The organism is Treponema sp. OMZ 805 (assembly GCF_050937395.1).
Classification (GTDB): Bacteria; Spirochaetota; Spirochaetia; order Treponematales; family Treponemataceae; genus Treponema.
Window position 1 is genome coordinate 127,106 of sequence record NZ_JACCLP010000005.1, and the last position, 24,033, is coordinate 151,138.

Genomic DNA, 24,033 nt, shown 5'->3' on the forward strand with positions numbered 1-24,033 from the left:
CGGTAATGGACGGCACAAAGAACGTATCTTTGTGCCGTTTTTTATTCGTGCGGAGAGTTTAATACCTGCCGTCCTCGGCAACGCTCTGCGTCGGGGTTGTTGATTTCATAATATAGGTTTTAAGCGGAGGAAAGCCGTTAAATTCTACGGATGCATAGCTGGCCGTATAGGCGCCTGCAGTGAGAAAATACACCCTATCTCCCGGCTTGAGATTGATTGGAAGTTGATATTTATATTTTTCATACATAATATCCATACTGTCGCAAGTCGGCCCCGCAAGAATCACTTCGCCGCGCTTGCTGCAATTTGAATCCTTTGACGTTACAATAGGATACTTAATACTTTCGTTGAGTGTTTCCGCCAATCCGTTAAAGACCCCTGCATCAACATAGACCCAGCGATGCAGGGCTGTATTATTTTTCCTCGAAACAGTGATAACTTCGGCAACAAGAACGCCGGCATCGCCAACCATAGACCGTCCCGGTTCAAGGATGATGCGCGGTCGTTCATCGCCAAAGTCATCGTCAAGATAACGATTAATTTCACTTGCATATTCGGAAAGCTCATTGGTCGGAACGACATACGAAGCAGGAAAGCCGCCTCCCATATTGATCATCTTGAGTTCGATATCTTCTTCTTCTTCAAGAGAACGCATTAAATACTTTGTTTTTGCAATAGCATCGTCCCATTGCCCAATATCCCTTTGTTGACTGCCGACATGAAATGAAATTCCATACGGAACAAGCCCAAGCTCTTTCGCCAAAATACAAAGATCATAAGCCATATCAGGATGGCAGCCAAACTTACGGGAAAGCGGCCAATCGGCACTATTAGTGTTTTCAACCAAGATACGAACATAGACACGCGATTGAGGTGCATATTTTGCAATATTTTTTAAATCTTCTTTACTGTCGGTAACGAATAACCGGATACCTTTTTCATAAAAATATGCAATATCTTTTGCTTTTTTAATTGTATTTCCGTAGGTAAGCCGATCAGGATTGATTCCCAAGGCAAGAATCTTATCGAGCTCATACCGCGAAGCAATATCGAAATTAGCTCCCAACTCGATAAGAAGCTTTAAAATTTCTTCGTGGGGATTAGCTTTCACTGCATAGTAAATGTCTGCGGTAGAAAAGAACTTTTTTAGTTCGAGGTAATTTTTTTTAATTCGATCCAAATTGATAACAACACAGGGCGTTTCGAGTTTTTCGGAAAACTGCAGCAACCTTTTCCACTCTGTTTCGCTAAGATAATCGGTTACGTTCATGTCCGCCTCCGGATGCGTCTATGGGAGTATGGTGGTATTGATAGCTTTAGCTATAAAGAAATATTACCATAATCATATTGTTTTTATCTGTCAACAAATGAATAAGAAACAGTATAACCGATTTTTCCTATTTTTAAAGAGAAAAAGTCGAAAATTATCGGCAATTTCGAAAAAAAAGAGCGATTCTTACAACAAAGCTAAAATATGTTTCATAATGACACATGTTTTGTTTCTTATTGGAAATATTGATACAATATGGCATATAAAATGACACAATGCATCACGAAAAGAGATTAAGCGGCGGCTCAACCGGAACCTTAGTCCAAAAAAACGGTGGAAATAATCCGATTTAAACCTTTTTTAACCGAAAATTGCGCGGTATACACTGAATTATTGAGCAAAAAGAGCCATATACACCGAATTTCTTCAGGATCTAACTTGGCACGCTTGTTGCTTAATAATAAGTGAAGTTGAAAAACTTCAAGGGCTTTCTAAAAGCCCTACTATTATAAAGCCTTTTGGAGGAAAACTATGAACTCATTAAGTATTTTTAATCCCTTATTTGCGGACTCTGTGCTTGACTCTTTAAATCACGACAACCCTCATTTCGGAGTTTTCAGTCCGTTGGCAAATGCGAATTATCCGACTGTTGATGTGCGCGAAACAAGCGGCGCCTATATTATGGATATTGATCTTCCCGGTTATACGGAAAAGGATGTTACCATTCACTTAAAAGAACGTGTTTTGACGGTTGCTTCCAATCATGAGGAAACAAAAGAGACGGAAGAAAAGCCTAACGGAGAACAATTCCTTATCCGCGAACGCACACAGCGCCGCTTTGTCAGACGTTTTACCCTGCCTGAAGATATCGACCAAGACAAGGTTGAAGCGGCCTTTAAAAACGGCGTATTAACCGTCACCATACCTCGTAAGGAGCTTGCTCCCCGTCGGCAGATTGCCATAAAGTCAAACTAAGAGATTTCCGATCAATCTGAATCAAGATTGACCGAAGTCGCAGAAACTAAGCGAAAAGCCCTCTGCATGATAATTATGCGGAGGGCTTTTTTGTTATCAATATGTGGCATCATATTATCTCGTAAGTCAATTTACACCACGGATGATGTAAATTGACGATGTCGCTTATTAACGTATGCACGTTCTGTACATCAATACAGCAGTTTCCAAAGTTCACACTTTGTTCAACTGTTGCATTTTAAGGTGCTATCTGTGCGATTTAGAACTCGTCGACCTGTTCGGCAACGAAGTCATCGAACAGGTTTATTGTCCGTTTGCCGGAAAAAGAAATAAATGATATAATGGTATAGGTAAATTTGTAAAAAACCGGGTTGTTAATTTTTCAGTATTTCCTGTACAAGTTTGATTGGAGGTTGTTATGAACGAATTTAACGGCGTAGCCGATACAATGCTTATACCGATGGCTGCGCGGATTTATGCATCTAAACAGTTCCCTGAATATTTTTATGATGAAACAGCTTTATCGTTGGAATCAAAAATTCCGGCAGGTACATTTGAACGGATTTGGAAATCGTCGTCCCAATATACGATGCTTGCTTCAGTCGCCCGCTATTATAATTTTGACGAAATGATAAAAAATTTTTATGCCAAGCATGAAAAATGTAACATCGTCAATCTCGGAGCTGGATTGGAAACGGCTGCGTTTAGATTATCTGAAATTAAAGCTCCTTTTTACGAAATCGACTTACCCGAAGTGATAACCTTGCGTAAAAATATTTTGGCTACACGAGAAAACGAAACACTGATCGGCGCAGATATTTTTAAACTGGAGTGGATGGAAGGTATCGATAGCTCTATCCCGACCTTGCTGATTGTATCCGGCGTCTTTCAGTATTTCCGCGAAGAAAAAGTTCTTGCCTTTTTATCGGCGCTTAAGGAGCGATTCCCAAAGGGTGAATTAATTTTTGATGCGACAAATGCAATCGGTATAAAGTATGCCAATAAGTATGTACAAAAAACAGGTAACACTTCGGCACAGATGTATTTTTATGTGGATGACGGTTCTGCCTTTGCGCGAAAATGCGGGATGGAACTTATAGAGCAGCGTACCTTTTACACCACCGCGCGGAAGATGCTGAAACGTAAATTAAAACTGTATACCCGTATCGCGATGAAAGTGTGCGATGATGGAGGCCGAACTATTATTTTGCATTTAAAACTGAATTAAGCGGATACGGTAATTACTTCCTGACAGCTAGATTTACCGTTTTAGGGATGTCCTATAAACTTTAGCTTTAACATACTTCCGGCTTGACAAAATATGATACGGCATATACCCTTTTTACTAGGAATATAATTCTTAAAGGAGAAGATATGAGAAAAGAGTTCCGTATTACGGCGTTGGTAGTAGGTATCCTTTCTATTATTGCAGGTATCTATATGTTCGTCAGCCCGATTACCAGCTTGGTATCGCTTTCGTTTTTTTTCGCAGTGGTTATGTTTATAAACGGCGTTTATGAAATTATCCATTATTTTGCAGACAAAGAAGATCATATCTTGATTGTTTTGCTGAACGGTATTCTCACCATTCTGCTTTCAATTCTCGTACTGTCCAGTCCTTTGTTTGCAGCTGCAACATTTATTCCGTATCTTTTTGCCTGTTGGATATTATTCAGCGGTATTACACGTTTTGTTATCAGTTTTAAAATCCGCTACATAACCAGAAGAGGCGGTTTTTATTTACTATTAGTCGGCATACTGGGTATCATCTGCGGAATCGTTATGCTTATGCATCCGCTCTTTACCAGCCTGTTCGTCGCCTACCTGATCGGCTTCGACTTTATCTATCACGGTATTATCAGCATCGTTTTATTCTTTAGAGGACGATAACCGGATTGAGAGCTGTTGCTCAAAGTTTCTAGAGGTTTCGTTTAATATTTTTAACTTACGCGGTTACCCTTAGGGAAGTGCTGATTCATTCGCATTCGAATTAATCAGTGTTTCCTTAACAGATAACCGCACTTAGTTCGTTACTTTACGTATCAGCTACTTTAACGCTTTGTGGCAGAACCACCAGTCAAAGCCCTCGTATTCCTTGAGCCGCTTTTCGGCGTCTTTTACGTTAGAAGCAGGCGGTATAATCACGTGATCTTTAATTAAGCCGTTTTCAGGCCAGTTGGCAGGCAGCGCTACATCTTCTTTGTCGGAAATCTGCAAAGCCTTTACCGCGCGCAGGATTTCTTTCATGTTTCTGCCGATTTCCTGCGGATAATACAGTACCAACCGGAGTTTTCCCTCGGGATCAACGATGAATACGGCACGAACGGTGTTTGTTCCTTTACCGGGATGCAGCAGACCAAGCGCATTTGCGATAGAATCATTTGCGGCAATGACGGGGAAGGTAATCTGTACATTGAGCTTGTTTTTCATCCATTCAATCCATTTAATATGGCTGAATACCTGATCGACGGAAAGACCGACTAATTTTACGCCGAGTTTTTCAAATTCGGGCATCAATTCCTGAAAACCGACAAACTCTGTTGTGCATACAGGGGTAAAATCGGCAGGATGGCTGAACACGATAAACCACGAACCTTTCATATCTGCCGGTAATGTCATCGGTCCTTGTGTGGTTTGCACTTGTAAAGTGGGAAATGCATCGCCTAAGAGCGGCATGTTAATTCTTTCGTCCATAAGTATCTCCTTGAATCTTAGTAATGATTCTTAATATATCATAGTTTTTAAAAAAAATCAAGCGCTTCCTATCTTTTTGTTTCTTTTAGCTCTCATTTACCGACGTTTTGTAGATCGTTTTGTAAATGAATTCCTGCTCCGCCTCTGCTTTGCTCCATAGCGCCCTATATTATTGAATGTATTTCAGTATATACTGAACTTATGTGGAAATTATTTGCATTCCTTTCGGCGGTGTTTGCCGCTTTTACGTCGATTTTTGCAAAATATGGTATGAAAAGCATCGACTCAACGCTTGCAACGGCGATAAGAACCGTTGTGGTGCTTGTGCTGGCGTGGGGAATTATTTTTGCAACCGGGAACATCAAAGGTATAAAGGATTTAACAGTCGCTAATTGGGTGTTTCTTGTTCTTTCGGGGCTTGCAACCGGTGCGTCATGGCTATGCTATTTTAAGGCGATACAAATCGGCGAAGTGTCGCGCGTTGCGCCAATCGATAAGCTGAGCGTTGTCTTTACGCTGATTCTGTCGTGCCTTATCTTGCATGAAAAGATAACGATGAAAACCGCCCTCGGCAGCGTACTCATCACCGTAGGCTCCCTGCTGTTTTTGTAGCAGGGTACCCGCATTAGGTCTCCTTATTTGGCGGGGAGATTAAAAAGAGAGCTGATGCGTTCCCTGAGCACCTGTTCTCTTGTAGTTTTTTTGCCGTTATGCGATGATAGCGCCCTAATGATCGATATTTATACTGAAATCCGCAAGCGGTACGGAAACGTTCGGCGCGCCCGCGGTTACTATTTATACACGGAAAAGAATGTCCGGCTGCTCGACCTGTGGCTTGACGGAGGAAAGGCTATTTTAGGCCGAAGAACAGGACAAGCGAATCTGGTTTGTAAGCAATTTCTGGATAAGGGACTCACCGGCTTTTTGCCGACCAAGGCCGATGCTCAACTACGGCGTGCGTTGGAAGCCCTGCTGCCGGATTATCCCGTTATCCGCTGGTATGAAACGCAGGATAAGGCGGAACGGATAGCCGGTTCTGTGCTATATGCCGGTCAAACCGATGCGGTACAGCCGCTGCCGGTATGGCGGCCGTTTTTAGACTTTGATTCCGCTTCCGATTCTAAGGAGCCGATAGCCGATAGTCTCATGCTGGTAACGCCCGCCTATCCGGTACCGTGCGGCATTATCGCTGCGGGAAGTCGATTTGAAGAACGCTTGCCTCCTTCTGATATACTGTTTCCGCCGCTTGCGTACAGCCTTGCGCGGGCATTTTTCGATTTGAAGCGTAAGATGGAAGAACTTCAACTCAAAGAAATTAAACTCGATGAGCTCAAACTAGCAGACGAGCACCATTCGGAGGCGGCAGGACGCAGCGCAAGGGTAAGCCGTATAATAGTAAAGAAACGGCAGGCGGCGCTCAATCGAAAAGCCGAAGCGGTGCGCCTCGTCCCCAGTATATGGACACAAAAAGGCTGGTATCTCTTCCCTCATATTCCCGAAGCCGAATACCCTGCGCTCTTTTCGCAGGCGCTTGATGCCCACGTATTAATCTCTCCCGAATACGGCACCCCTTCCATTTTACCCGATTGCGAAAGCTACGCAGAATTAATCCGATTTTTAAAATTGAGGAATGAGAGGAATGCTTGATGAAAAAAACGCCCTTTACGCTGATTTATGCCGATGAAGATATGATTGCGGTGAATAAAGCCGCCGGTCTTTTAGTTGCTGCCGACCGTTGGGATAGTGAAGCCCCGCGGCTCGACCTGCTCATTCAAAAACAGCTACCGCAGATTGCACCGCTGTGTCAAAAACTCTATGCTGTGCACCGGATTGATAAAGACACCTCCGGCATCTTGCTCTATGCCCTCAATGCGGAAGCGCACCGTGCGTTGAACGCCGCATTTCAAGATAGAGAAATAAAGAAAATCTACCGGCTGTTGATTCACGGGCGGGTACCGGAAGAACAGTTTACCGTTGACCTGCCGCTGCGTGCCGACGGGGATGCACTACACCGTACCGTTGTGGATAAACGGCGCGGCAAAGATGCGATAACGCACTTTACGGTGCTGGAAACCTTTCGGCAATTCTCCCTGCTTGAAGCTCGTCCCATTACCGGCAGAACGCACCAGATTAGGGCTCACCTAGCAGCAGCCGGTTATCCGATTGTCTGCGATTCCCTTTACGGCAGCGGCAAACCGGTGCTTCTTTCCGAGCTCAAGCAGCGATGGCGCGGTGATGTGTATACGGAACAGCCGCTTATCCGGCGGCTTGCACTGCATGCCTATCAATTGGAAGGCAAGCATCCTCGGACGAGCGAACCTTTCTCCTTTACTGCGGAATACGCGAAGGATTTTAAGAGTACGGTGCATCAGCTTCAAAAGCTGTAAGGGGGTGCAGCTATTATCATACTATCATACAATCGAGCAGTTATAATGCCGTTCTCTCAATGCATATGCCATGTCTGCGGTAACCTTTCAGACTTTGCAGCTGTTTTATCAGTTATCGGTACACACGACTAGATATTTTTACAGGAGAATAATATGAAAAATTTTCATCGCACTTTACGTATAAGTGCAACATTCGGTTTTATTTTAATGCTGTGCTGCCTACCGCTCTCGGTCTATGCAAAGGATAAAGATAAAAACAAGAAAAAGGGAATCAGCTATGAGGCCGACATCGACTATCCCGTTTTTGAAAAAGAGCCGCTTCTAAACGCGCAAGTTTCGGACATCGTGCAAAAGAATCTTGAAGCTTTTAATAACGAATTCTTTTCTGCAGAAGCGCCCGCCTATCCGCAAGTTTTTGAATTCGATATCGACAGCAGCTCCGTGTATGAAGATACTAATCATATCAGTTTTCTGCTGAATGTCTATCAATATGCCGGCGGGGCGCATGGAAGCACCTTCCTCATCCCGATAACCTACAGCAAGCAAACCAAAAAACTGCTCTCATTAGAAGAAGCTTTACAACCGGCGCGGAAAGATTGGCTTGCAGCTCTTTCAACCGAAGCGCGTAAACAGCTGAATGCTCAAGTTCAAAAACAGAAATTTTCCTCCGACGAGGATTGGATTAACAAAGGCACTGAACCGGCGAAAGAAAATTTTGCAATCTTTAAGCTTGAAAAAAATTCCGTCCGTATTATCTTCAGCCAATATCAAGTCGGGCCGTATGCTTCCGGTATGCCGGAAATTGTTGTTCCCCGCTCGTTGTTTAAGTAGATTTTTTCCATGGAACTCAGTTTTTGAAAAATGATATTGCAATCTAACCATTTCTATGATGTTTTTAGAAAAAATGAGATGCTTTTTTAGTATTTTTCCGGTAATTTCGGCCTCAAAACCTATGAAAATGGCAAAAACTGATTTCCGTGGATTTTTTCCGGTTGTATTTGACACCTCCTCGTATCCGTGGTATACTTCTGCATATTATGTTGCAAAGTTTATACGCTGCAAACTCACTTTTCTCTTTTTGTAAGCTCTGCGTAATGCAGGCAGCCGCATTGCGTATTGAGCTTGCCCCCCCCCCTATATATATCAAGTCATTATATAGTATAGACTTAATAAATTCAAATCTTATTATTTTCTTTGTTTATTGTTTTCAGGTCTACATAGGATACGCTCTTCCTTCGTATCCTATGAAATACGTATCTATAGCCGGAGCAAGTTCAGCTATTAGCCTTTTGCAAATAGACAACGCAGATGCCCGTATATTTGCAAAAGTACGAAATTCTTATCAATTAATCACAAAGAAGCATCATCATAAAGGAGCTTACCATGAAGTGTCCCCATGTTTTCGCATTCGCCGTATTCGTCGCTTTGTTAAGTGTACCGGTTTTCGGGTGTAAACCCAATGTAGAAAGCCGCAACAGTATCGTCACTGTTACCGTAACAGGTGATGCGCACACCGTTGTACAGGAACCGAATAGCTTTCAGGTTAATAATGGGACGCAGTGGCCGGACGTGAAAGCACGTATCCGGGTTACCTACGCCGACGGATTTGAGGGAGACGGTTGGAAGCTCGGCGGCAAAGACGGAATGGGATTGAGCGACGATTACCGGTTTACCGAAAACGCAACGGTTTTTGCACTTTCAAAACAGAAGCATATCAACACTCCCATTACGATAACAGTGAATGCCGATGAAGGCTACGGCCTGCGCCCCGAACATACGCTTACGGTAGAGAAAGGTTCCCTTTGGAAGGATATAAAAACGCAGGCAGAAGGTATGGTAATGTTAAAAGATGGCCGTATAACGGACGGCTGGAAGCGCGGTACTTTCGAAGGTGCCTATTTGGATGATGCGGATACTTTTACCAAAGATGAAACCGTATGCGCTGTTTCCCGCAAGAGCACCGATCCGGCTCCTGCCAGAATTACTATCACCGTTACGGGGGACGAAGGTGTAACGGTGAACTCGCCCGTAACCTTTAGTGCTGTAAGCGGCGCAATGTGGAAAAACCTTAAAGCCGCAGCAGAGGCTCGAATCACTGTTAAAGAGAAACACGCGGTTAAAGAATGGCGACTTACCGGTAAAGACGGAGAGACGCTTACCGGTGCAAAAACCTTTACAAAAGACGAAACCGTTTTTGCCGGTACCGAGGAATTAAAAGACGTACCGGCGGATTCTTCTCTTTTTGAAACGAACGGAAAAGGCACCATAACCGGTTATACCTGTGCAAAGAACGATTTACCCAAAGTGCTGGTTATCCCCGGCAAAATAGGCGAAGAGATTATTACAAAAATCGGGCGAAATGCTTTTGCAGAAACTCCGATAGAACAGCTTAATCTCTCTCAAGCTGATTCTCTTATCGAAATCGGTGAGTACTCTTTTGTCGGGTGTGAAGAAATGGCGGGAACACTCGTTTTTCCTGCAACTCTTACAACAATCGGAGCGAATGCTTTTTACGACTGCACAAAGCTTCAGAGTATAAATATTTTAGCTTGCACGGAGCTTACCAAAATTGGTGCGGGGGCTTTTTCTAGCTGTACAAAGCTGCAAGGTTTAAACATCTCATCGTGTACGAAACTTACCGAAATCGACATGTGGGCTTTTTCTGGCTGTACGGAATTAGCAACAATAGTTTTCCCTAAAAGTCTTAAAAAAATCGATCTACAGGCTTTTAGAGGCTGTTCAAAACTTCAAAGCCTTGATTTTTCCACTTGTATGGAGCTAACCGAAATCGAGGAGGAGGCTTTTTCCCGTTGTGAGGGATTGACCGCTATTAATTTCTCCCCAAAACTTGAAAAAATTGATAGATCTGCTTTTCTCGATTGTAAAAAACTCCGGAGTATAGATTTTTCCACCTGTACGGCGCCTCTTGACATCGGAAAGGAAGCTTTTTCCGGTTGTATAAATATGACAGAGATTGTTTTCCCTGCAAGTCTTAAAACAGTCGGTAAGCAAGCTTTTGCAAACCTTGAGAATCTTCAAAGGGTAGATTTTTCCTCTTGTGCCGAGCTTACCGAAATCGGTGAGCAATCTTTCTATCATACAGGAATAAGGGGAACACTCATTTTCCCTGCAAAACTTAAAACAATCGGCAAAGAAGCGTTTAAGAACTGTACTAGCTTAACCGGAATAAATACTTCCTCGTGTAGGGAACTTACCGAAATTGGTACGAGTGCTTTTTGGGGCTGTACAGAAATGGAGGGGATGGTTTTTCTTCCGACAAGTCTTCAAAAAATAGGCGATACTCCTTTTACTTGGTGGACTAAAATAAAGATAGATATAAACCTTTCCGCGTGTACAGAGCTTACCGAAATCGGTGCGGGCGCTTTTTACAAATGTAAGGAAATGACCGGAACACTCGTTTTTCCTGCAAAACTTAAAACAATCGGCAGAGAGGCTTTTATGTATTGTACCGGCTTAACCGGTATAGACACTTCCGCATGTACGGCGCTTACCGAAATTGGTGAGAGCGCTTTTTACGAATGTAAGGAAATGACCGGAACACTCGTTTTTCCTGCAACACTCACAACAATCGGAGCAGGTGCTTTTTACGGCTGTAAAAAGCTTCAAAGCTTAAACATCTCATCGTGTACGGCGCTTACCGAAATCGGAGAGAGCGCTTTTGCCGACTGTGAGAAAATGACCGGAACACTTGTTTTCCCTGCGACACTTACAACAATCGGTGCGGCGGCTTTTAAATACTGCAAAAAGCTTCAAAGCTTAAACATCTCATCGTGTACGGCGCTTACCGAAATCGGTGAGAGCGCTTTTGGCGAGTGTGAGGAAATGGCGGGAACACTCGTTTTCCCTGCAACACTTACAACGATCGGTGCGAAGGCTTTTAAAGACTGTAAAAAGCTTCAAAGTATAAATATTTCAGCTTGCACGGAACTCACTGAAATTGCACCGGAGACGTTTAGATCATGTGAAAATTTGATGGGCATCATTGTATTTCCTGCAAATGTTAGAAGCATAAAAGGAAAAAAGGATGGACCGGTGTACCTCGGTGCCTTTGAAGACTGCAAAAAACTTCAGGGTATAGACTTTTCCGCTTGTACGGCGCTTACCGAAATCGGTGAGGCTGCTTTTTCCGGTTGTAAAGAAATGACCGGAACACTCGTTTTTCCTGCGACACTTACAACAATCGGAGCAGATGCTTTTTACGGCTGTAAAAAGCTTCAAAGCTTAAACATCTCATCGTGTACGGCGCTTACCAAAATCGGTAATAGCGCTTTTTCTGGTTGTGCGGAATTGACAGGTATAATATCTTTCCCTGCAAATTTACAAAAAATCAATAGTTCATCTTTTGCCGGCTGCAAAAAAGTGCAAAGTTTTGATTTTTCAGTATGTACAAACCTTACGGAAATCGGTAGCCACGCGTTTGATTTCTGTGAGGAGCTGCAACCCGTAGATCTTTCTTTATGTACACGGCTTACAACAATCGGTGAGGAAGCTTTTTATGCTTGTAGAAAAGCCGTTGTTAAATTACCTGAAAGTATCATAGAATTAGGTTCTGGTGCTTTTGGATATCCTATTTCAGCATGGAGCTTTGGAGCATGCAAAAGAGTGTTTATAAAGAGCGGCGCTCATTTTGACCGGATTAAAGCGCTGGTAACCGGCGAGCCGTGTAAATATCCTGCAAGTAGAATCGGAAGCTATTAAGCTTTGGCGGAAAATTTCAGGAGAACACCGGCAATCGTGATACGATCGGCGGCATGGATTTTTTATAGTATTATGATATGATGCCGGTATGGATCACGTATATTCGATACAAGAGATTACCGGCATTATCAAGTCGCTTTTTGAGCAAAATTTTACCTCCCTCCGCATCGCGGGGGAGATTTCCAACTGCCGCCCTTCAAGCACCGGACACCTCTATTTTACCCTAAAAGATGAAAAAGCCGCACTGCAAGCGGTTATGTTCAAAGGCCGAACATGGACGCTCGGCTTTGAGCCGAAAGACGGGCTCAAGGTTGTGGTATCAGGTTCGCTGTCGGTATATGAGCAGCGGGGTTCATATCAGATAATCGTTGAAACGATGGAGCTTGCCGGAGAAGGCGCTATCCTGAAAATGCTGGAAGAGCGGAAGCAGAAACTCGCGCGCGAAGGCCTTTTTGACCAAAGCAGAAAGCGCCCGCTGCCGTTTTTCCCGCTCCGTATCGCTGTGATTACCAGCCCAACGGGTGCCGCCCTGAGCGATATCCTCACGGTACTTTCGCGCAGGAACCGCACGGTAAGTGTTACCGTGCTTCCCGCTCCCGTACAGGGAGCTGAGGCGGCGCCTGTGTTGGCACGGCAGCTGGAAACCGCCAATCGGTATAAGCTCGGGGAGCTTATCATTATCGGAAGAGGCGGCGGCTCTTTGGAAGACCTGTTGCCCTTCTCCGATGAGGCGGTTGTCCGCGCTGTGGCCGCTTCTGAAATTCCTGTCATCAGCGCAGTCGGGCACGAAATCGACTGGGCGCTCACCGATTTTGCAGCGGATGTACGCGCGCCTACGCCGTCTGCTGCCGCCGAACTTGCCGTACCGGTCTTAGATGAAATCACCGATACCATTACTCAAATACAATCCGATATGCTGCACAGTATCGGCCGCGCAGTGGAAAGAATACGGCTTACGATTAAAGGTTTTACACCGGAGTCGCTTGAGATGAAATTCCGCCGCATCGAGCAGCCGCTTTTAATGCGCCTTGACGATGCAAAAGAAAATCTGCTGTACACGATGCAGGCGCGGCTAACCGACACAAAGCACCGGCTTGCTTTATTGAAACAAACCATTGAAGGGGCAAACCCGCAGGAAATTCTCAATAGAGGATATTCTATCGTTTACAACCGGCAGACGGGGTTCGTACTCCGCCGTGCGCAGGATGCAGTAGCTGCCCGCGAACTCCGCATTAGGCTCGCCGATGGTGAAATTACCGCTTCTACTGAAGGGTAGCATGACCGTAAAAATAATCCGGTGCGGGTGCCCTGAATTACACGATATTGACAACCCAACCCTTTTTATTTACAGTTAAAAAAAGATTTATAGAACGCAAAGAAAGTCGCTGTATCGTTTAACGACTTTCCCTCAGTGTGTTCAAAATTCTTACTAAGGAGCGTAAAATAAAAGCCGTACAAATAGCACGGCTTTTATTTACCCAAGTTTGCTCGATCGCAAACTTGTATATCATCTGCACGTTCTCACTTCGTTACGGACGTGCATAAAAAGTCAATCGAAAGTTGATACTTTCTTCTTGACTTTTTATGGGAGGTAAATATGAAAGTAGCTATTAACGGATTTGGCAGAATTGGTCGGCTCGTGTTCCAAGCATTGGTTGAACAAAATTTGCTTGGGAAAGATAAATTCGATGTCGTTGCGGTTGTCGATCTTTCAACCGATGCAAAATATTTTGCATATCAGCTTAAATACGATTCCGTACAAGGCAAGATGAATGCCGAAATCGGTACAAAAGGTGATGATGTACTGGTTATCAACGGTCACGAAATCAAATGTGTCTCCGGAAAGGGCTTAACTCCCGCACAGCTTCCGTGGAAAGAATTAGGCATTGATCTTGTTATCGAAAGTACCGGCCTTTATACAAATGAAAAAGCCTACGGACATTTGGAAGCGGGTGCAAAGAAGGTTATTATTTCCGCACCCGGTAAGAGCACCGATGCCGCAAAACCTATTAAGACAATCGTTATGGGCGTTAACGAAAACGAATATGATCCTGCAAAACATCACGTCGTTTCCAATGCGAGCTGTACCACCAACTGTTTGGCTCCTATCGTTCATGTCATCTTAAAAGAAGGTTTCGGAATTGAAACAGGATTGATGACGACGATCCACTCCTATACCGCAACGCAAAAAACCGTTGACGGTGTTTCGATGAAAGACTGGCGCGGCGGACGGGCAGCAGCTATCAATATCATCCCGTCTACAACCGGCGCTGCTAAAGCTGTCGGCGAGGTATTGCCTTCGACAAAGGGAAAGCTGACCGGTATGTCCTTCCGTGTACCGACCCCCACCGGTTCGGTTGTCGATTTAACCTTCCGTGCAACAAAAGATACCTCTATTGAAGAATTGGATGCAGCATTCAAGAAAGCTTCCGAAACCTATATGAAGGGGATTTTAGGCTATTGCAACGAAGAAATCGTTTCCACCGATATTATTCACGACAAGCGTTCTTCGATCTACGACAGCAAGGCAACGCTCCAGAATAACCTTCCGGGCGAAAAGCGCTTCTTCAAAGTAGTTTCGTGGTATGATAACGAATGGGGCTATTCCAACCGCGTTATCGACCTGCTCAAATTTATGAATAAATAACTTCCCTGCAGCGCTGTAGAAATGAATCAACCTGTTTGGAAACTTCCGTTTCTGAACAGGTTACCTTGAAATGCGATGTTTTTGCAGCGCTGACCTTTCCTTATAGATGCTATTTATCAAGTTACGGGGAGATTTGGAATCTCCGTTCTTCCCGTTATGAACTCATCGATACGATATATCTCCCCTACAAAAATTATTATTCCGAAATGGTAAAAGCGGAAACGCGGAATATATTAATTGTGCCTGATGGGAAGGCTTGCAGTTAAGAGTATAGGATAAGTTAAGAGTATAGGATATTGAACAATCAGTCTAAATATAGTAATATAAAAAGACTGGAGACTTGTATGATCACAAATGTTCAGGAATGTATAAAACCGATTTCATACATAAAGACAAATGCCGCTGATATGATGAATTTTGTGAATGACAGAAAAGAACCGCTTATCATTACACAAAATGGGGAATCACGGGCAGTTTTAATTGATGTTGAGTCATATCAGGAAATGAAGAATGCGTTTACTTTGTTGAAAATAATTCACCTTTCTGAAAAGGATGTAAAAGCCGGGAAAACGAAACCTGCTTCGGAAGTTTTTACAAATTTGCGAAGGCTGTATAATCTTGGAAATTAAAGAAGTTATTGTTTCGCAATTTGCAGAAGATGATTTGAATGAAATTGTAGAGTATTATTTTTCTTTAAATCCTAATTATGTAGAGAACATAGTTTCTGAATTTGAAACAAATATAATGTCCTTACAGCAGTATCCGAAACGTGGAAGAATGGTTCCTGAATTGGAGCGGCAGGGAATTTCACAATATAGAGAGTTAATTCAAGGGTACTATAGAATTGTGTATGAAATTTCGGAAGATAAAGTAATAGTTCATACAATTATTGATGGTCGGAGAAATTTTGAAGATATAATAATTTCAAAATTGTCTCGTTATTATGGAAATAAAATCTAATTCCCGCGTCAACCAGACATTATAAAGAAAAAATATTATATTTTTACCATATTTAACAGAATAAATTTTCAAGGCAAAAAAGTTGCTTATTATGATTCAACGACAATATCAAGGAGTGCCTGAACTCCTGCCCCGTGTAGTTTCAGAAACGCGCTTTACTCGGCTTTTTCCAAGGTCAGTACCATGCTGTCAGGGATGAGTTCCCCGCGGACGTGGGGACTTCCAACGGTGGAAAGCTCCAGTACGCATATACGGAGATTTTGCGGCAAGCAGTAACAGGAGCTGATAATGCCCCATGTTTTCCCCTTACGAAGCGAAAAATACAGCCGCGTATCGTTATCTTCAAAACAAAGCTTTATATCTTCTTTTAGAGGAGAAACACACTTCCAGCCTAACCTAAAGACCGTTTGAACGGACTCGGACGAAACGGCTAACTGCCAGCGCTTTCCCGTTATAATCGGCCGCAAAGTATAGTATTCACTACCCGTATAACGGAAGAGGTTTATGCAAGCGGTCAACCGGAAAGATCCGTCTTTTTCTGCCTGAATAAGGGGGGCATGACACGCTGCCGTTTGAGTTTCATCCCTGCCGAAATTACGGGCAGGCGGAAGAGGGGTTTTGCGTAAACTGCGGCCGATCCCCTCTAAGACTTCTTTTTCAAAAGGAATAACCTCACCGGTATTATCCGGCCCGATATTGAGAAGATAGTTACCGCCGCCGGATACGACACGGCGTAAACTTCCGGTTAATTCGGTGATTTTTTCATCAATGCTGCCGCGTTCCTGCCAACTTTTATATCCCCAAGTTTCTTTATAAATAGAAGCCGGCGTTTGCCATGGAATGTTTAATTCGTATTCATTTACCGGCAGTTCGGGCATTGCATTATCAGGGAGCGTAGCAAAGTCGCCCATATCGTTCCATATACGTCCGTTAATCATGATGTGTTTTTGGAGCGAATGTACAAGCGCATACATATCTTGTGATTGTTCGGCAGTCGGGTACCCCATATCGAGCCATAATTCACAAATCTCACCGTAATTTGTCAGCAGTTCGGTTAACTGGGCACAGTTATATTCATGGTGTTTCGGCGGAATGCGGTCGGAATTATGAGCGCTTATCGGAAGAGCATCAGGGCAGTGCCAGTCGATGAGTGAAAAATATACGCCGAACGCAAGCCCTTCTTTTTTACAAGCTGCACTGAGTTCGGCAACGATATCCCGCTTACAAGCCGCATTCATGCTGTTATAAGATGTGGTCTTTGTATTAAAAAGACAAAAGCCGTCATGATGCTTTGAGGTAACCACTATGTAGCGCATTCCGGCAGCCTTAGCGAGACGGACAATTTCTTCCGCATTGAAATCCGGTATGAGAAATTCATGCAGTAAAGCTTCATAGTCGGCTTGCGGAAGCTCCCCGTGAGAAAGTATTTGTTCACAATAGCCTCTTTTGACGGGAACGCCCTTCCAACAACCTCCCGCAAGCGAGTAGAGGCCTAAGTGGATAAACATACCGAATTGCAGGTTTTGCCATCTCCGTATTGCCTGTAATTGATGTTCCGTATATAAACTTGTTTTCATATATCCTCCGGACAGCGTCAGGGTATTAAATCCTCCGCACGAATAATAGTGTGTATGTGCAACTATTGTACTTGATATACCGGCAAAATAAAGGGCGATTTTGATGGTGTTCAAAAAATGACCCTTTTTACATAAAATGCCCCCTATTTTTATATCAGCATACCTAATTTTAAAATTTCAACGCTTTCAAACCGGAAGAAGTGGTGTAATACTGTATATATGTTAAGTAAGAGTATAAAGCGGCAACTGCTTGCACATTGGCAGTTTTATGTGATTATCGCCTTACCGATGCTGTATTTTATCATATTTAAGTACGTGCCGATGTACGGCATCCTACTCGCCTTTAAAAAATACCGTATTTCGAAAGGTATTTGGGGAAGTCCGTGGGTAGGTTTGGCGCAGTTTGTTAAATTTTTCAGTAATCCTTCTGCGCTGCAGATTATGTGGAATACGTTCATCCTGAGTATGTATGCGCTTTTTGCCTCAATTCCGATTGCGGTTATTATGGCGCTTGCGCTGAACGAAACGCAAAGCAAGCTCTGGCGTAAATCCGTTCAAATGGTAACGTATGCGCCGTATTTTATTTCGACAGTGGTTATGGTCTCAATTTTGATGCAGTTTATGGATCCTGCGTTGGGACTGTTCAATGTGATACGGGCGGAATTCGGGCTTGAGCCCTTAAATTTTATGGGGGAACCGAAACTTTTTCGGCATATTTATGTGTGGTCGGCCTTATGGCAGAATACCGGTTACAATGCCATTATTTATCTTGCGGCGCTTACCTCCGTCGACCCCGGATTGTATGAAGCCGCGCGTGTAGACGGCGTAAATAAATTTCAGAAAATTTGGTATATCGATTTACCCTGTATCAGAAACACGATCGTTATCATGTTTATTTTGAACATGGGGTTCGTTATGAGCTTAGGTTTTGAAAAGGCCTTTTTGATGCAAAATCCGCTCAATCTTGAAACCGCCGAAATCATGTCGACGTATGTGTATAAGATGGGATTGGTCAATAACGATTTCAGCTACTCAACCGCCATCGGCGTTATCAATTCTCTTATCAATGTAGCGCTTATTCTTCTTTTTAACTATCTGGCGAAGTTGCGGCAAAAGGATGGCGGATTATGGTAAAAACTCAGAACTTTATATGGAAGAAACAACAATCGTCGAAAATTCGAGAAACGCCTTTTGACAATCTCTTTAACGGGATAAACAATGTCTTTTTGGGCCTGTGTTTTATCATCGTTTTGTATCCGCTCTTGTATATTATTGCCTGTTCTTTGAGCGATCCTAAGGCAGTGATTGAGCATCGGGTTACGTTTTTTCCGGTCAATTTCGATTTGACGGCATACAAGGCGGTGTTTGCAAACAAGGATATCGGGCTGGGATACCTCAACTCCGTCATCTATGTGGCGCTGGAACTTTTATCAGCGTGTCTCTTTCGATGCTGCTGGCATATCCGCTTTCGCGCAAAGAATTTTATGGAAGAAAATTCGTAACCAAGTTTATTATGGCGACGATGCTCTTTTCCGGCGGACTGATACCGCTGTATTTTGTCGTAAAAGGGATCGGACTTTACAATACCCGCTGGGCGCTTGTGCTCCCCAATGCGGTCAATGTGTGGAACGTTATCATCGCGCGCACATTTTTGCAGGAAACCATCACCAATGAGCTGTATGACGCTGCGCAAATAGACGGATGTTCCGATCTGCGGTTCTTCTTTACAGTGGTGATTCCGTTGTCGGGAGCTATTATCGCGGTGCTGTCGCTCTTTTATGCGGTAGTCCTTTGGAACAGCTATTTTGACGCCTTAGTGTTCTTGCAGGATAAAAAGCTCTACCCGCTGCAGATTGTATTGCGCAATATTTTAATCGTGAATAAGACGAACCCGACAATGCTGTCGGATGTAAGCGCGGCTGTCCGCGTACAAGGACTTGCGGAAACCGTCAAGTATGCGCTTATCGTGGTGGCCAGTTTACCGCTCTTGGTTATTTATCCTTTTGTACAAAAATATTTTGTAAAAGGCGTGATGATCGGCTCCGTAAAAGGCTAAAAGGCTCAAGGATACAGCCGAATAATAGGAATCGGCCGCCATGCGCTTAAAAACAGCAAAAATCAGGCTATAAAGCCGATTTTAGATATTAGACCTATTCTGAAACTTTCGTTTTCGAATAGGTCGACGAGTTCTAAATCGCACAAATAGCACGATTTAGAACATCGCATTTCAAGGTAACCTGTTCAGAAACAGAAGTTTCCGAACAGGTTTATTGAAGGAGGAAATATGAAAAGGATCACCGGTATTGTATGCGCTACGGCGCTTATTGCATGCGTTATCATCAGCGGATGCAAGGCATCGGAAACTGCGGAAAAAGGGAAGTATACGCCTAAAGGAACATACCCCATTGTTACTGAACCTATTACCGTGAATATTATGGTTGCGCAGCCGCCTTGTGTTGAAGATTTTAACACGAACGAATTTTCCAAATTTATGGAAGAGAAAACCGGCGTTAAAGTAAACTGGATTATGGTACCTGAACAAGCGGCGTCGGAAAAACTCCCGCTTACCCTTGCAGGCGGCGATTTGCCTGACGCTTTCTTAGGTATGGGTATCGGTTTTAAAGAAGAAACAACCTACGGTACGGAAGAAAAATTATTTATGCCGCTTAATAAATACTATTCCGACGGTACGCTGCCCAATTTAACGAAAGCCCTAGAGGATTTCCCCGGCGCAATGGGCTTTATGACCATGACAGACGGTAATATTTACTCGCTGCCTCGTTTGGAAGTTTGCTATCATTGTACGAATGCAGCGAAGATGTTTGTGTACAAGCCCTTCCTCGATAAACTCGGACTTAAAGTGCCGGAAACCATCGATGAGTTTTATGACACACTTGTTGCCATCCGCGATAACGATCCCAATGGTAACGGTAAAAAAGATGAAATACCGCTTGCCGGTTCCATTATCGGTTGGAATGATCAGGTTGAACGCTTTATCATCAACTCGTTTATCTACTGCGACCTTGATACCAATATTTCTGCCGATGCGGAATTAAACACCGGTTATTTGCTTGATAATAAAAAAGTCGATACCGCAGTAAATAAACCCGCATACCGCGAAGCGTTAAAATTTATCAATAAACTCTATAAAGAAGGCTTGATTTACAGCGGCTCCTTTACGCAAGATTCAAGTCAACTGACACAGCTTGTTGAAAGCTCTGCAGAACCGGTAGTCGGCTTTGTCGCCGGCGGCTGGAGAGGTCAATTCTCTTCATTAAGCGGAGAACGTTTCTTACACTTCCAAGCTATTGCACCGTTACAGGGACCGCAAGGAGTACGCGAAGCCGTAAACTTCTTGTCCGTACCGGGAACCGGCGCGCTCGTTCTTTCAGCCAAAACACCTCATGCCGAGGCAATTCTCCGTTACTTTGACTATATGTACAGTACCGAAGGTACGCTTAAGCAGAAGTACGGCAATGAAGGGGATGCATGGGCATGGGCAGCAGAAGGTGATGTCGGTTTGGACGGTCAAAAAGCAATCTGGAAGCAGTTGAAACCGTGGAACGACAAAGACCCGCAGAATGTAACCTTTATTCAAGGACAAACCATTGCTGAAATCTCATCCTTCCGGCTCGGGCAGGCTGTTGACCTCAGCGGCGACTACTATGCGCCGAAAAACCTTGAGAAAGTTCTCTACGATGAAACTCATAATCTGTATAAACCCTATGCGGATGTCAATAAAGAAGTGCCGCCGTTAAAGTACACTGCAGAAGAAATTGAAAAATTCTCTACAGTGAAGCAAGAGCTTGCCAACTATATCCGCCAGAGCGCCGTTAAATTCATGGTCGGTACCATGGATATCAACAGCGATACGGAATGGGATAACTATCTAAAGAATTTGGATAAGCTCCAACTGTCTGCAGTTCTTGAGAATATGCAGGGGGCGTATAATCGACAATACAAGTAGCCTTTTGAAAATATACGACGCATCTGCGTTGTCGCTACGCCGAAATAAATGCTCGACGTACAACAAGTACGCCTCCGCTTTATTTCGGCTAGGCTCCTTGTATCTGCATCGTCTATTTTCAAAAGCGTTGGCTGCGCAAAACCGCCATGGATGGCGGTGGTTCCACGCAGTATCGAGTTCGCTACGCGAACTCGTCGTCAGAACGCCCACGGATGGGCGGGAAATAAATCAGTAGCAAGTTTTGGCACAAAACTTGTTCTCTGCCGATGTAACAAGGATGTACATCGGCAGAGAAGTACAGGACGTACATTCTTCGGCTGCGGGGCTAACGGAAAAAAGGGATGGCTTGGCTGTTTGGACGATAACTGGAAGGGCGATAAAAACATTTGACAGATGGAAATTTCGGGGATATCCTTTATATAGAGTTATGAAAATGTTTTCTAAAAATGTTTTCATAAAGTTAGAGCCGATGTGAGGATGATATGAAAGCGTGGGAGTATATTTACGATTTAACAAAAAATGCTGTTCCCGTGGTATTGTCAGAAGACGAGCAAACATGGGCAGCTTCGAATGCTGCTGAAAAGCAGGCGGACGATCAACTTCGTATGTATTGGGCAAGCCATACGCCCTGCTCTCATGCTCCTGAAAGCCTGGTGATTGCGGCAGTCCAGTCCATAGAAGCGCTGGGGTGCGATGTAAGTGCCGCGGAGGAATTGTTTCCGGAGGGGCTTTCCGCACTAAAGCGGAATGATATGAAGGCGCTGCAAAGGATTACTGCCCGCATATTTAATATCCTTTTTATGTGTCCGAGCGATACTTCAAGCGACTATTGGAAAAGTAAGCTGTATCAAAACTTTAGTGAATATGAAAAAGTAATCGAGTTTCCCGAAGCAGCCACAGAAACAGTACCAAATGCTGTGTTGTACGATAAAACAAAGGCGGCATGGCTCGGTCGTTTATGCGGCGGAGGCTTGGGAACGGCGCTTGAGGGATATACAACGGCACAGCTGCAAAAAAAATTCGGCGAAATCCGTACTTATGTGCGTACCCCGAATACTTACAACAATGATATAACATACGAGATAGCATTTCTGGAGGCGTGCTGCAAAGTGCAGGGGATACCGACAAGCGCCGATATTGCCGACCAATGGCTGGAGTTAATACCCTGCGGCTGGTCTGCCGAACAGGTTGCATTGGATAATTTACGCAGAGGGATGTATCCCCCTGAAAGCGGTATGTTTAGGAATCCGTACCGTGAATGGATAGGCGCACAGATGCGCGGCGCCGTATGCGGTCAGGTAGCCCCGTTAAATCCTCATAAGGCTGCACTACTTGCATGGCGCGATGCGGAAATTTCGCACCACGGGAATGGAATCCTCGGAGAGGTGTTTAATGCCGTTTTGGTCAGCCTTTCATACGGGGAAGAGCCTATGCGGAGATGTTTGGAAAAAGCAGTCTCCTGTATCCCTAAGGATTCGGAATATGCTTCCGTGCTTCACTTTGCATTAGCACAGTGTATGAAAAAAAATGATTTTTATGAGGCATGGGCCGCATGCGAAGAAAAATATAAGCGGTATAACTGGATCCATGCGTATCCGAATGCGGCGGCAGAGGTGGTTGCGTTGTATTTCGGCAAAGATAATTTTAACGATGTTATGCACTATATTGCAATGTGCGGTCAAGATGTCGATTGTAACGCCGCACAGCTGGGAGCTGCGCTTGGTGCAAAGTTAGGCACACGAGGAATCGAAGAGCACTGGACGGATCCTTTTGATGATGAAATTATAACCTATTTACGGGGAAATAAAACGGTAAGTTTGCAAGAACTTATTAACAAGACCGTATCGGTTGTAAAACAATTAGAGGATGTCTGAAAAAGGCTATGTGTGTCAGTCTGTTTGTACTGCTAAACGTGTCTATGTTTGCTTTCGGTGCAAAAGAGAACAACGGTTCAGAGGAGTCTCCCCTCAAGACGGCCGCCGGTAAGGTGAGCGCACCGGCTTGGAGACATCGCGGACTGTCCAGTCTTCAAGCGCATCGTCCGAAAGACGCGGCATAAAACGCTTTTGTTTTACCGTTTTCATAGAAGAGCCTGCGCCGACCGATTCATTCCACCAATCATATAAATGCACGTTTGTTTTTACCCCTAAAAAATTATAGTCTTTTTCAAGAGAAATAAAGCCGATAGGATCGTACTCATAAAATTTTAGCTTTGCATCAACGGTATTCGGATGTGTTTCATAAGGCAGCCAGTTTTGTGGGATATAATTGTTTCCGATTATTTTTTTATAATCACTCGGCATTCCATACGAGTAAAGCAGCTTCGTGTTGGTGTCTACCGCCCACATTAAATTATTAAGATAGTTTTCAAAGCTTCTTCCCTTCGCTGCGTAGGCGGTAAATTTAAAGAAAATAAACCGTTGAAGCGTTTCCGCTTCAGCAGGAGCATCATACAGAGGTAAATCGAACGGATGAACACCCTCTATGCGGTAATAGGTTACGTCGTTTAGCTTATTAGTGATGCTAAAAAAGACAGCGGTACCGGGTACTTCTTCTTCATGGTAGCGATATGTTTTACCTTCCCGTCCCCAACCGTCATCGGGGCTGCAGGGTTCCCACCTAAAATCGGAATTAAAAAGCACTTCAACCGCCGGAGCGGAACCCTTTGAAGGGTTGGTAATTTTTGCCATGTGAATAAAGCATTCGCCCAGCTGTGCTTTTTCATAAATGCAATCAGGATTATTGGGATCGGGAAGAACCGTGTTTTCCGTCTGAGCAAAAAGAAAAGACGTAAACACTATAGCGCAAAAAAAGAAAATGATGGTTTTTAGTTTCAT

At 43.9% G+C, this 24,033-nt stretch carries 21 protein-coding genes; 17 read left to right on the forward strand and 4 right to left on the reverse strand.

Annotated features, from left to right (window positions below; all coding sequences use genetic code 11):
• Positions 1 to 58: 58 nt before the first annotated feature.
• The gene (locus HGH47_RS05995) at positions 59 to 1,270 is read right to left on the reverse strand and encodes a type III PLP-dependent enzyme (protein ID WP_432910970.1); all 1,212 of its coding nucleotides are present in this window, start codon (positions 1,268 to 1,270) and stop codon (positions 59 to 61) included.
• Between the two features lie 531 nt (positions 1,271 to 1,801).
• Between HGH47_RS05995 and HGH47_RS06000 the strand changes: the two genes are divergently transcribed.
• The 3 genes from HGH47_RS06000 to HGH47_RS06010 all read left to right on the forward strand — a co-directional run bounded on the left by HGH47_RS06000 (position 1,802) and on the right by HGH47_RS06010 (position 4,135).
• Positions 1,802 to 2,245 (forward strand): Hsp20/alpha crystallin family protein, encoded by a 444-nt coding sequence (locus tag HGH47_RS06000; RefSeq protein WP_212566055.1) that lies wholly within the window; start codon positions 1,802 to 1,804, stop codon positions 2,243 to 2,245.
• A gap of 418 nt (positions 2,246 to 2,663) precedes the next feature.
• The gene (locus tag HGH47_RS06005) at positions 2,664 to 3,473 is read left to right on the forward strand and encodes a class I SAM-dependent methyltransferase (RefSeq protein ID WP_212566054.1); all 810 of its coding nucleotides are present in this window, start codon (positions 2,664 to 2,666) and stop codon (positions 3,471 to 3,473) included.
• Between the two features lie 146 nt (positions 3,474 to 3,619).
• On the forward strand, positions 3,620 to 4,135 hold the full coding sequence (locus HGH47_RS06010; protein ID WP_212566053.1) for an HdeD family acid-resistance protein: 516 nt from the start codon (positions 3,620 to 3,622) through the stop codon (positions 4,133 to 4,135).
• A gap of 156 nt (positions 4,136 to 4,291) precedes the next feature.
• On the opposite strand, the gene HGH47_RS06015 is transcribed toward HGH47_RS06010, so the two are convergent.
• Positions 4,292 to 4,939, reverse strand: a complete 648-nt coding sequence (locus HGH47_RS06015; RefSeq protein ID WP_212566052.1) for a peroxiredoxin — start codon at positions 4,937 to 4,939, stop codon at positions 4,292 to 4,294.
• Between the two features lie 201 nt (positions 4,940 to 5,140).
• Here HGH47_RS06015 and HGH47_RS06020 point away from each other — a divergent pair, with 201 nt between their 5' ends.
• The 9 genes from HGH47_RS06020 to HGH47_RS06060 all read left to right on the forward strand — a co-directional run bounded on the left by HGH47_RS06020 (position 5,141) and on the right by HGH47_RS06060 (position 15,652).
• Positions 5,141 to 5,551 (forward strand): EamA family transporter, encoded by a 411-nt coding sequence (locus HGH47_RS06020; RefSeq protein WP_212566051.1) that lies wholly within the window; start codon positions 5,141 to 5,143, stop codon positions 5,549 to 5,551.
• Between the two features lie 117 nt (positions 5,552 to 5,668).
• Positions 5,669 to 6,586 carry a hypothetical protein gene (locus tag HGH47_RS06025; RefSeq protein ID WP_212566050.1) on the forward strand — a complete coding sequence of 306 codons (918 nt, stop codon included), beginning with the start codon at positions 5,669 to 5,671 and terminating at the stop codon, positions 6,584 to 6,586.
• Entirely contained in the window at positions 6,586 to 7,326 is a 741-nt protein-coding gene (locus HGH47_RS06030) for an RluA family pseudouridine synthase (RefSeq protein ID WP_432910977.1), read from the forward strand. The genes HGH47_RS06025 and HGH47_RS06030 overlap by 1 nt, the downstream gene beginning before the upstream one ends.
• Positions 7,327 to 7,479: 153 nt before the next feature.
• Entirely contained in the window at positions 7,480 to 8,157 is a 678-nt protein-coding gene (locus HGH47_RS06035) for a DUF3298 and DUF4163 domain-containing protein (RefSeq protein ID WP_432910980.1), read from the forward strand.
• 552 nt (positions 8,158 to 8,709) lie between these two features.
• A complete protein-coding gene (locus HGH47_RS06040) occupies positions 8,710 to 12,045 on the forward strand; it encodes a leucine-rich repeat protein (protein WP_432910982.1) in 3,336 nt (1,111 codons plus the stop codon).
• 88 nt (positions 12,046 to 12,133) lie between these two features.
• The gene (gene xseA / locus HGH47_RS06045) at positions 12,134 to 13,321 is read left to right on the forward strand and encodes an exodeoxyribonuclease VII large subunit (RefSeq protein ID WP_432910985.1); all 1,188 of its coding nucleotides are present in this window, start codon (positions 12,134 to 12,136) and stop codon (positions 13,319 to 13,321) included.
• A gap of 321 nt (positions 13,322 to 13,642) precedes the next feature.
• Positions 13,643 to 14,692, forward strand: coding sequence for a type I glyceraldehyde-3-phosphate dehydrogenase (gene gap / locus HGH47_RS06050; RefSeq protein WP_212566045.1), 1,050 nt, complete (start codon positions 13,643 to 13,645; stop codon positions 14,690 to 14,692).
• Between the two features lie 344 nt (positions 14,693 to 15,036).
• Positions 15,037 to 15,321 (forward strand): type II toxin-antitoxin system Phd/YefM family antitoxin, encoded by a 285-nt coding sequence (locus HGH47_RS06055; protein ID WP_212566044.1) that lies wholly within the window; start codon positions 15,037 to 15,039, stop codon positions 15,319 to 15,321.
• A complete protein-coding gene (locus tag HGH47_RS06060) occupies positions 15,311 to 15,652 on the forward strand; it encodes a type II toxin-antitoxin system RelE/ParE family toxin (RefSeq protein ID WP_230974577.1) in 342 nt (113 codons plus the stop codon). The genes HGH47_RS06055 and HGH47_RS06060 overlap by 11 nt, the downstream gene beginning before the upstream one ends.
• Before the next feature lie 155 nt (positions 15,653 to 15,807).
• Here HGH47_RS06060 and HGH47_RS06065 read toward each other — a convergent pair whose 3' ends face one another.
• Positions 15,808 to 17,229 (reverse strand): alpha-L-fucosidase, encoded by a 1,422-nt coding sequence (locus HGH47_RS06065; protein ID WP_212566043.1) that lies wholly within the window; start codon positions 17,227 to 17,229, stop codon positions 15,808 to 15,810.
• Positions 17,230 to 17,448: 219 nt separating this feature from the next.
• Between HGH47_RS06065 and HGH47_RS06070 the strand changes: the two genes are divergently transcribed.
• From HGH47_RS06070 to HGH47_RS06090, 5 genes are all read left to right on the forward strand, one after another.
• Positions 17,449 to 18,363, forward strand: a complete 915-nt coding sequence (locus HGH47_RS06070; RefSeq protein WP_212566042.1) for an ABC transporter permease — start codon at positions 17,449 to 17,451, stop codon at positions 18,361 to 18,363.
• On the forward strand, positions 18,357 to 18,731 hold the full coding sequence (locus HGH47_RS06075; RefSeq protein ID WP_432910992.1) for a hypothetical protein: 375 nt from the start codon (positions 18,357 to 18,359) through the stop codon (positions 18,729 to 18,731). Before HGH47_RS06070 ends, HGH47_RS06075 begins: the two co-directional genes overlap by 7 nt.
• The gene (locus HGH47_RS06080) at positions 18,677 to 19,285 is read left to right on the forward strand and encodes a carbohydrate ABC transporter permease (RefSeq protein ID WP_432910995.1); all 609 of its coding nucleotides are present in this window, start codon (positions 18,677 to 18,679) and stop codon (positions 19,283 to 19,285) included. Before HGH47_RS06075 ends, HGH47_RS06080 begins: the two co-directional genes overlap by 55 nt.
• A gap of 228 nt (positions 19,286 to 19,513) precedes the next feature.
• Complete coding sequence (locus HGH47_RS06085) at positions 19,514 to 21,196, forward strand: ABC transporter substrate-binding protein (RefSeq protein ID WP_212566040.1); 1,683 nt, start codon at positions 19,514 to 19,516, stop codon at positions 21,194 to 21,196.
• Between the two features lie 482 nt (positions 21,197 to 21,678).
• Positions 21,679 to 23,070: an ADP-ribosylglycohydrolase family protein gene (locus HGH47_RS06090; RefSeq protein ID WP_212566039.1), complete on the forward strand. Its 1,392-nt coding sequence runs from the start codon at positions 21,679 to 21,681 to the stop codon at positions 23,068 to 23,070.
• Positions 23,071 to 23,163: 93 nt separating this feature from the next.
• Here HGH47_RS06090 and HGH47_RS06095 read toward each other — a convergent pair whose 3' ends face one another.
• On the reverse strand, positions 23,164 to 24,033 hold the full coding sequence (locus HGH47_RS06095) for a hypothetical protein (RefSeq protein WP_253676224.1): 870 nt from the start codon (positions 24,031 to 24,033) through the stop codon (positions 23,164 to 23,166).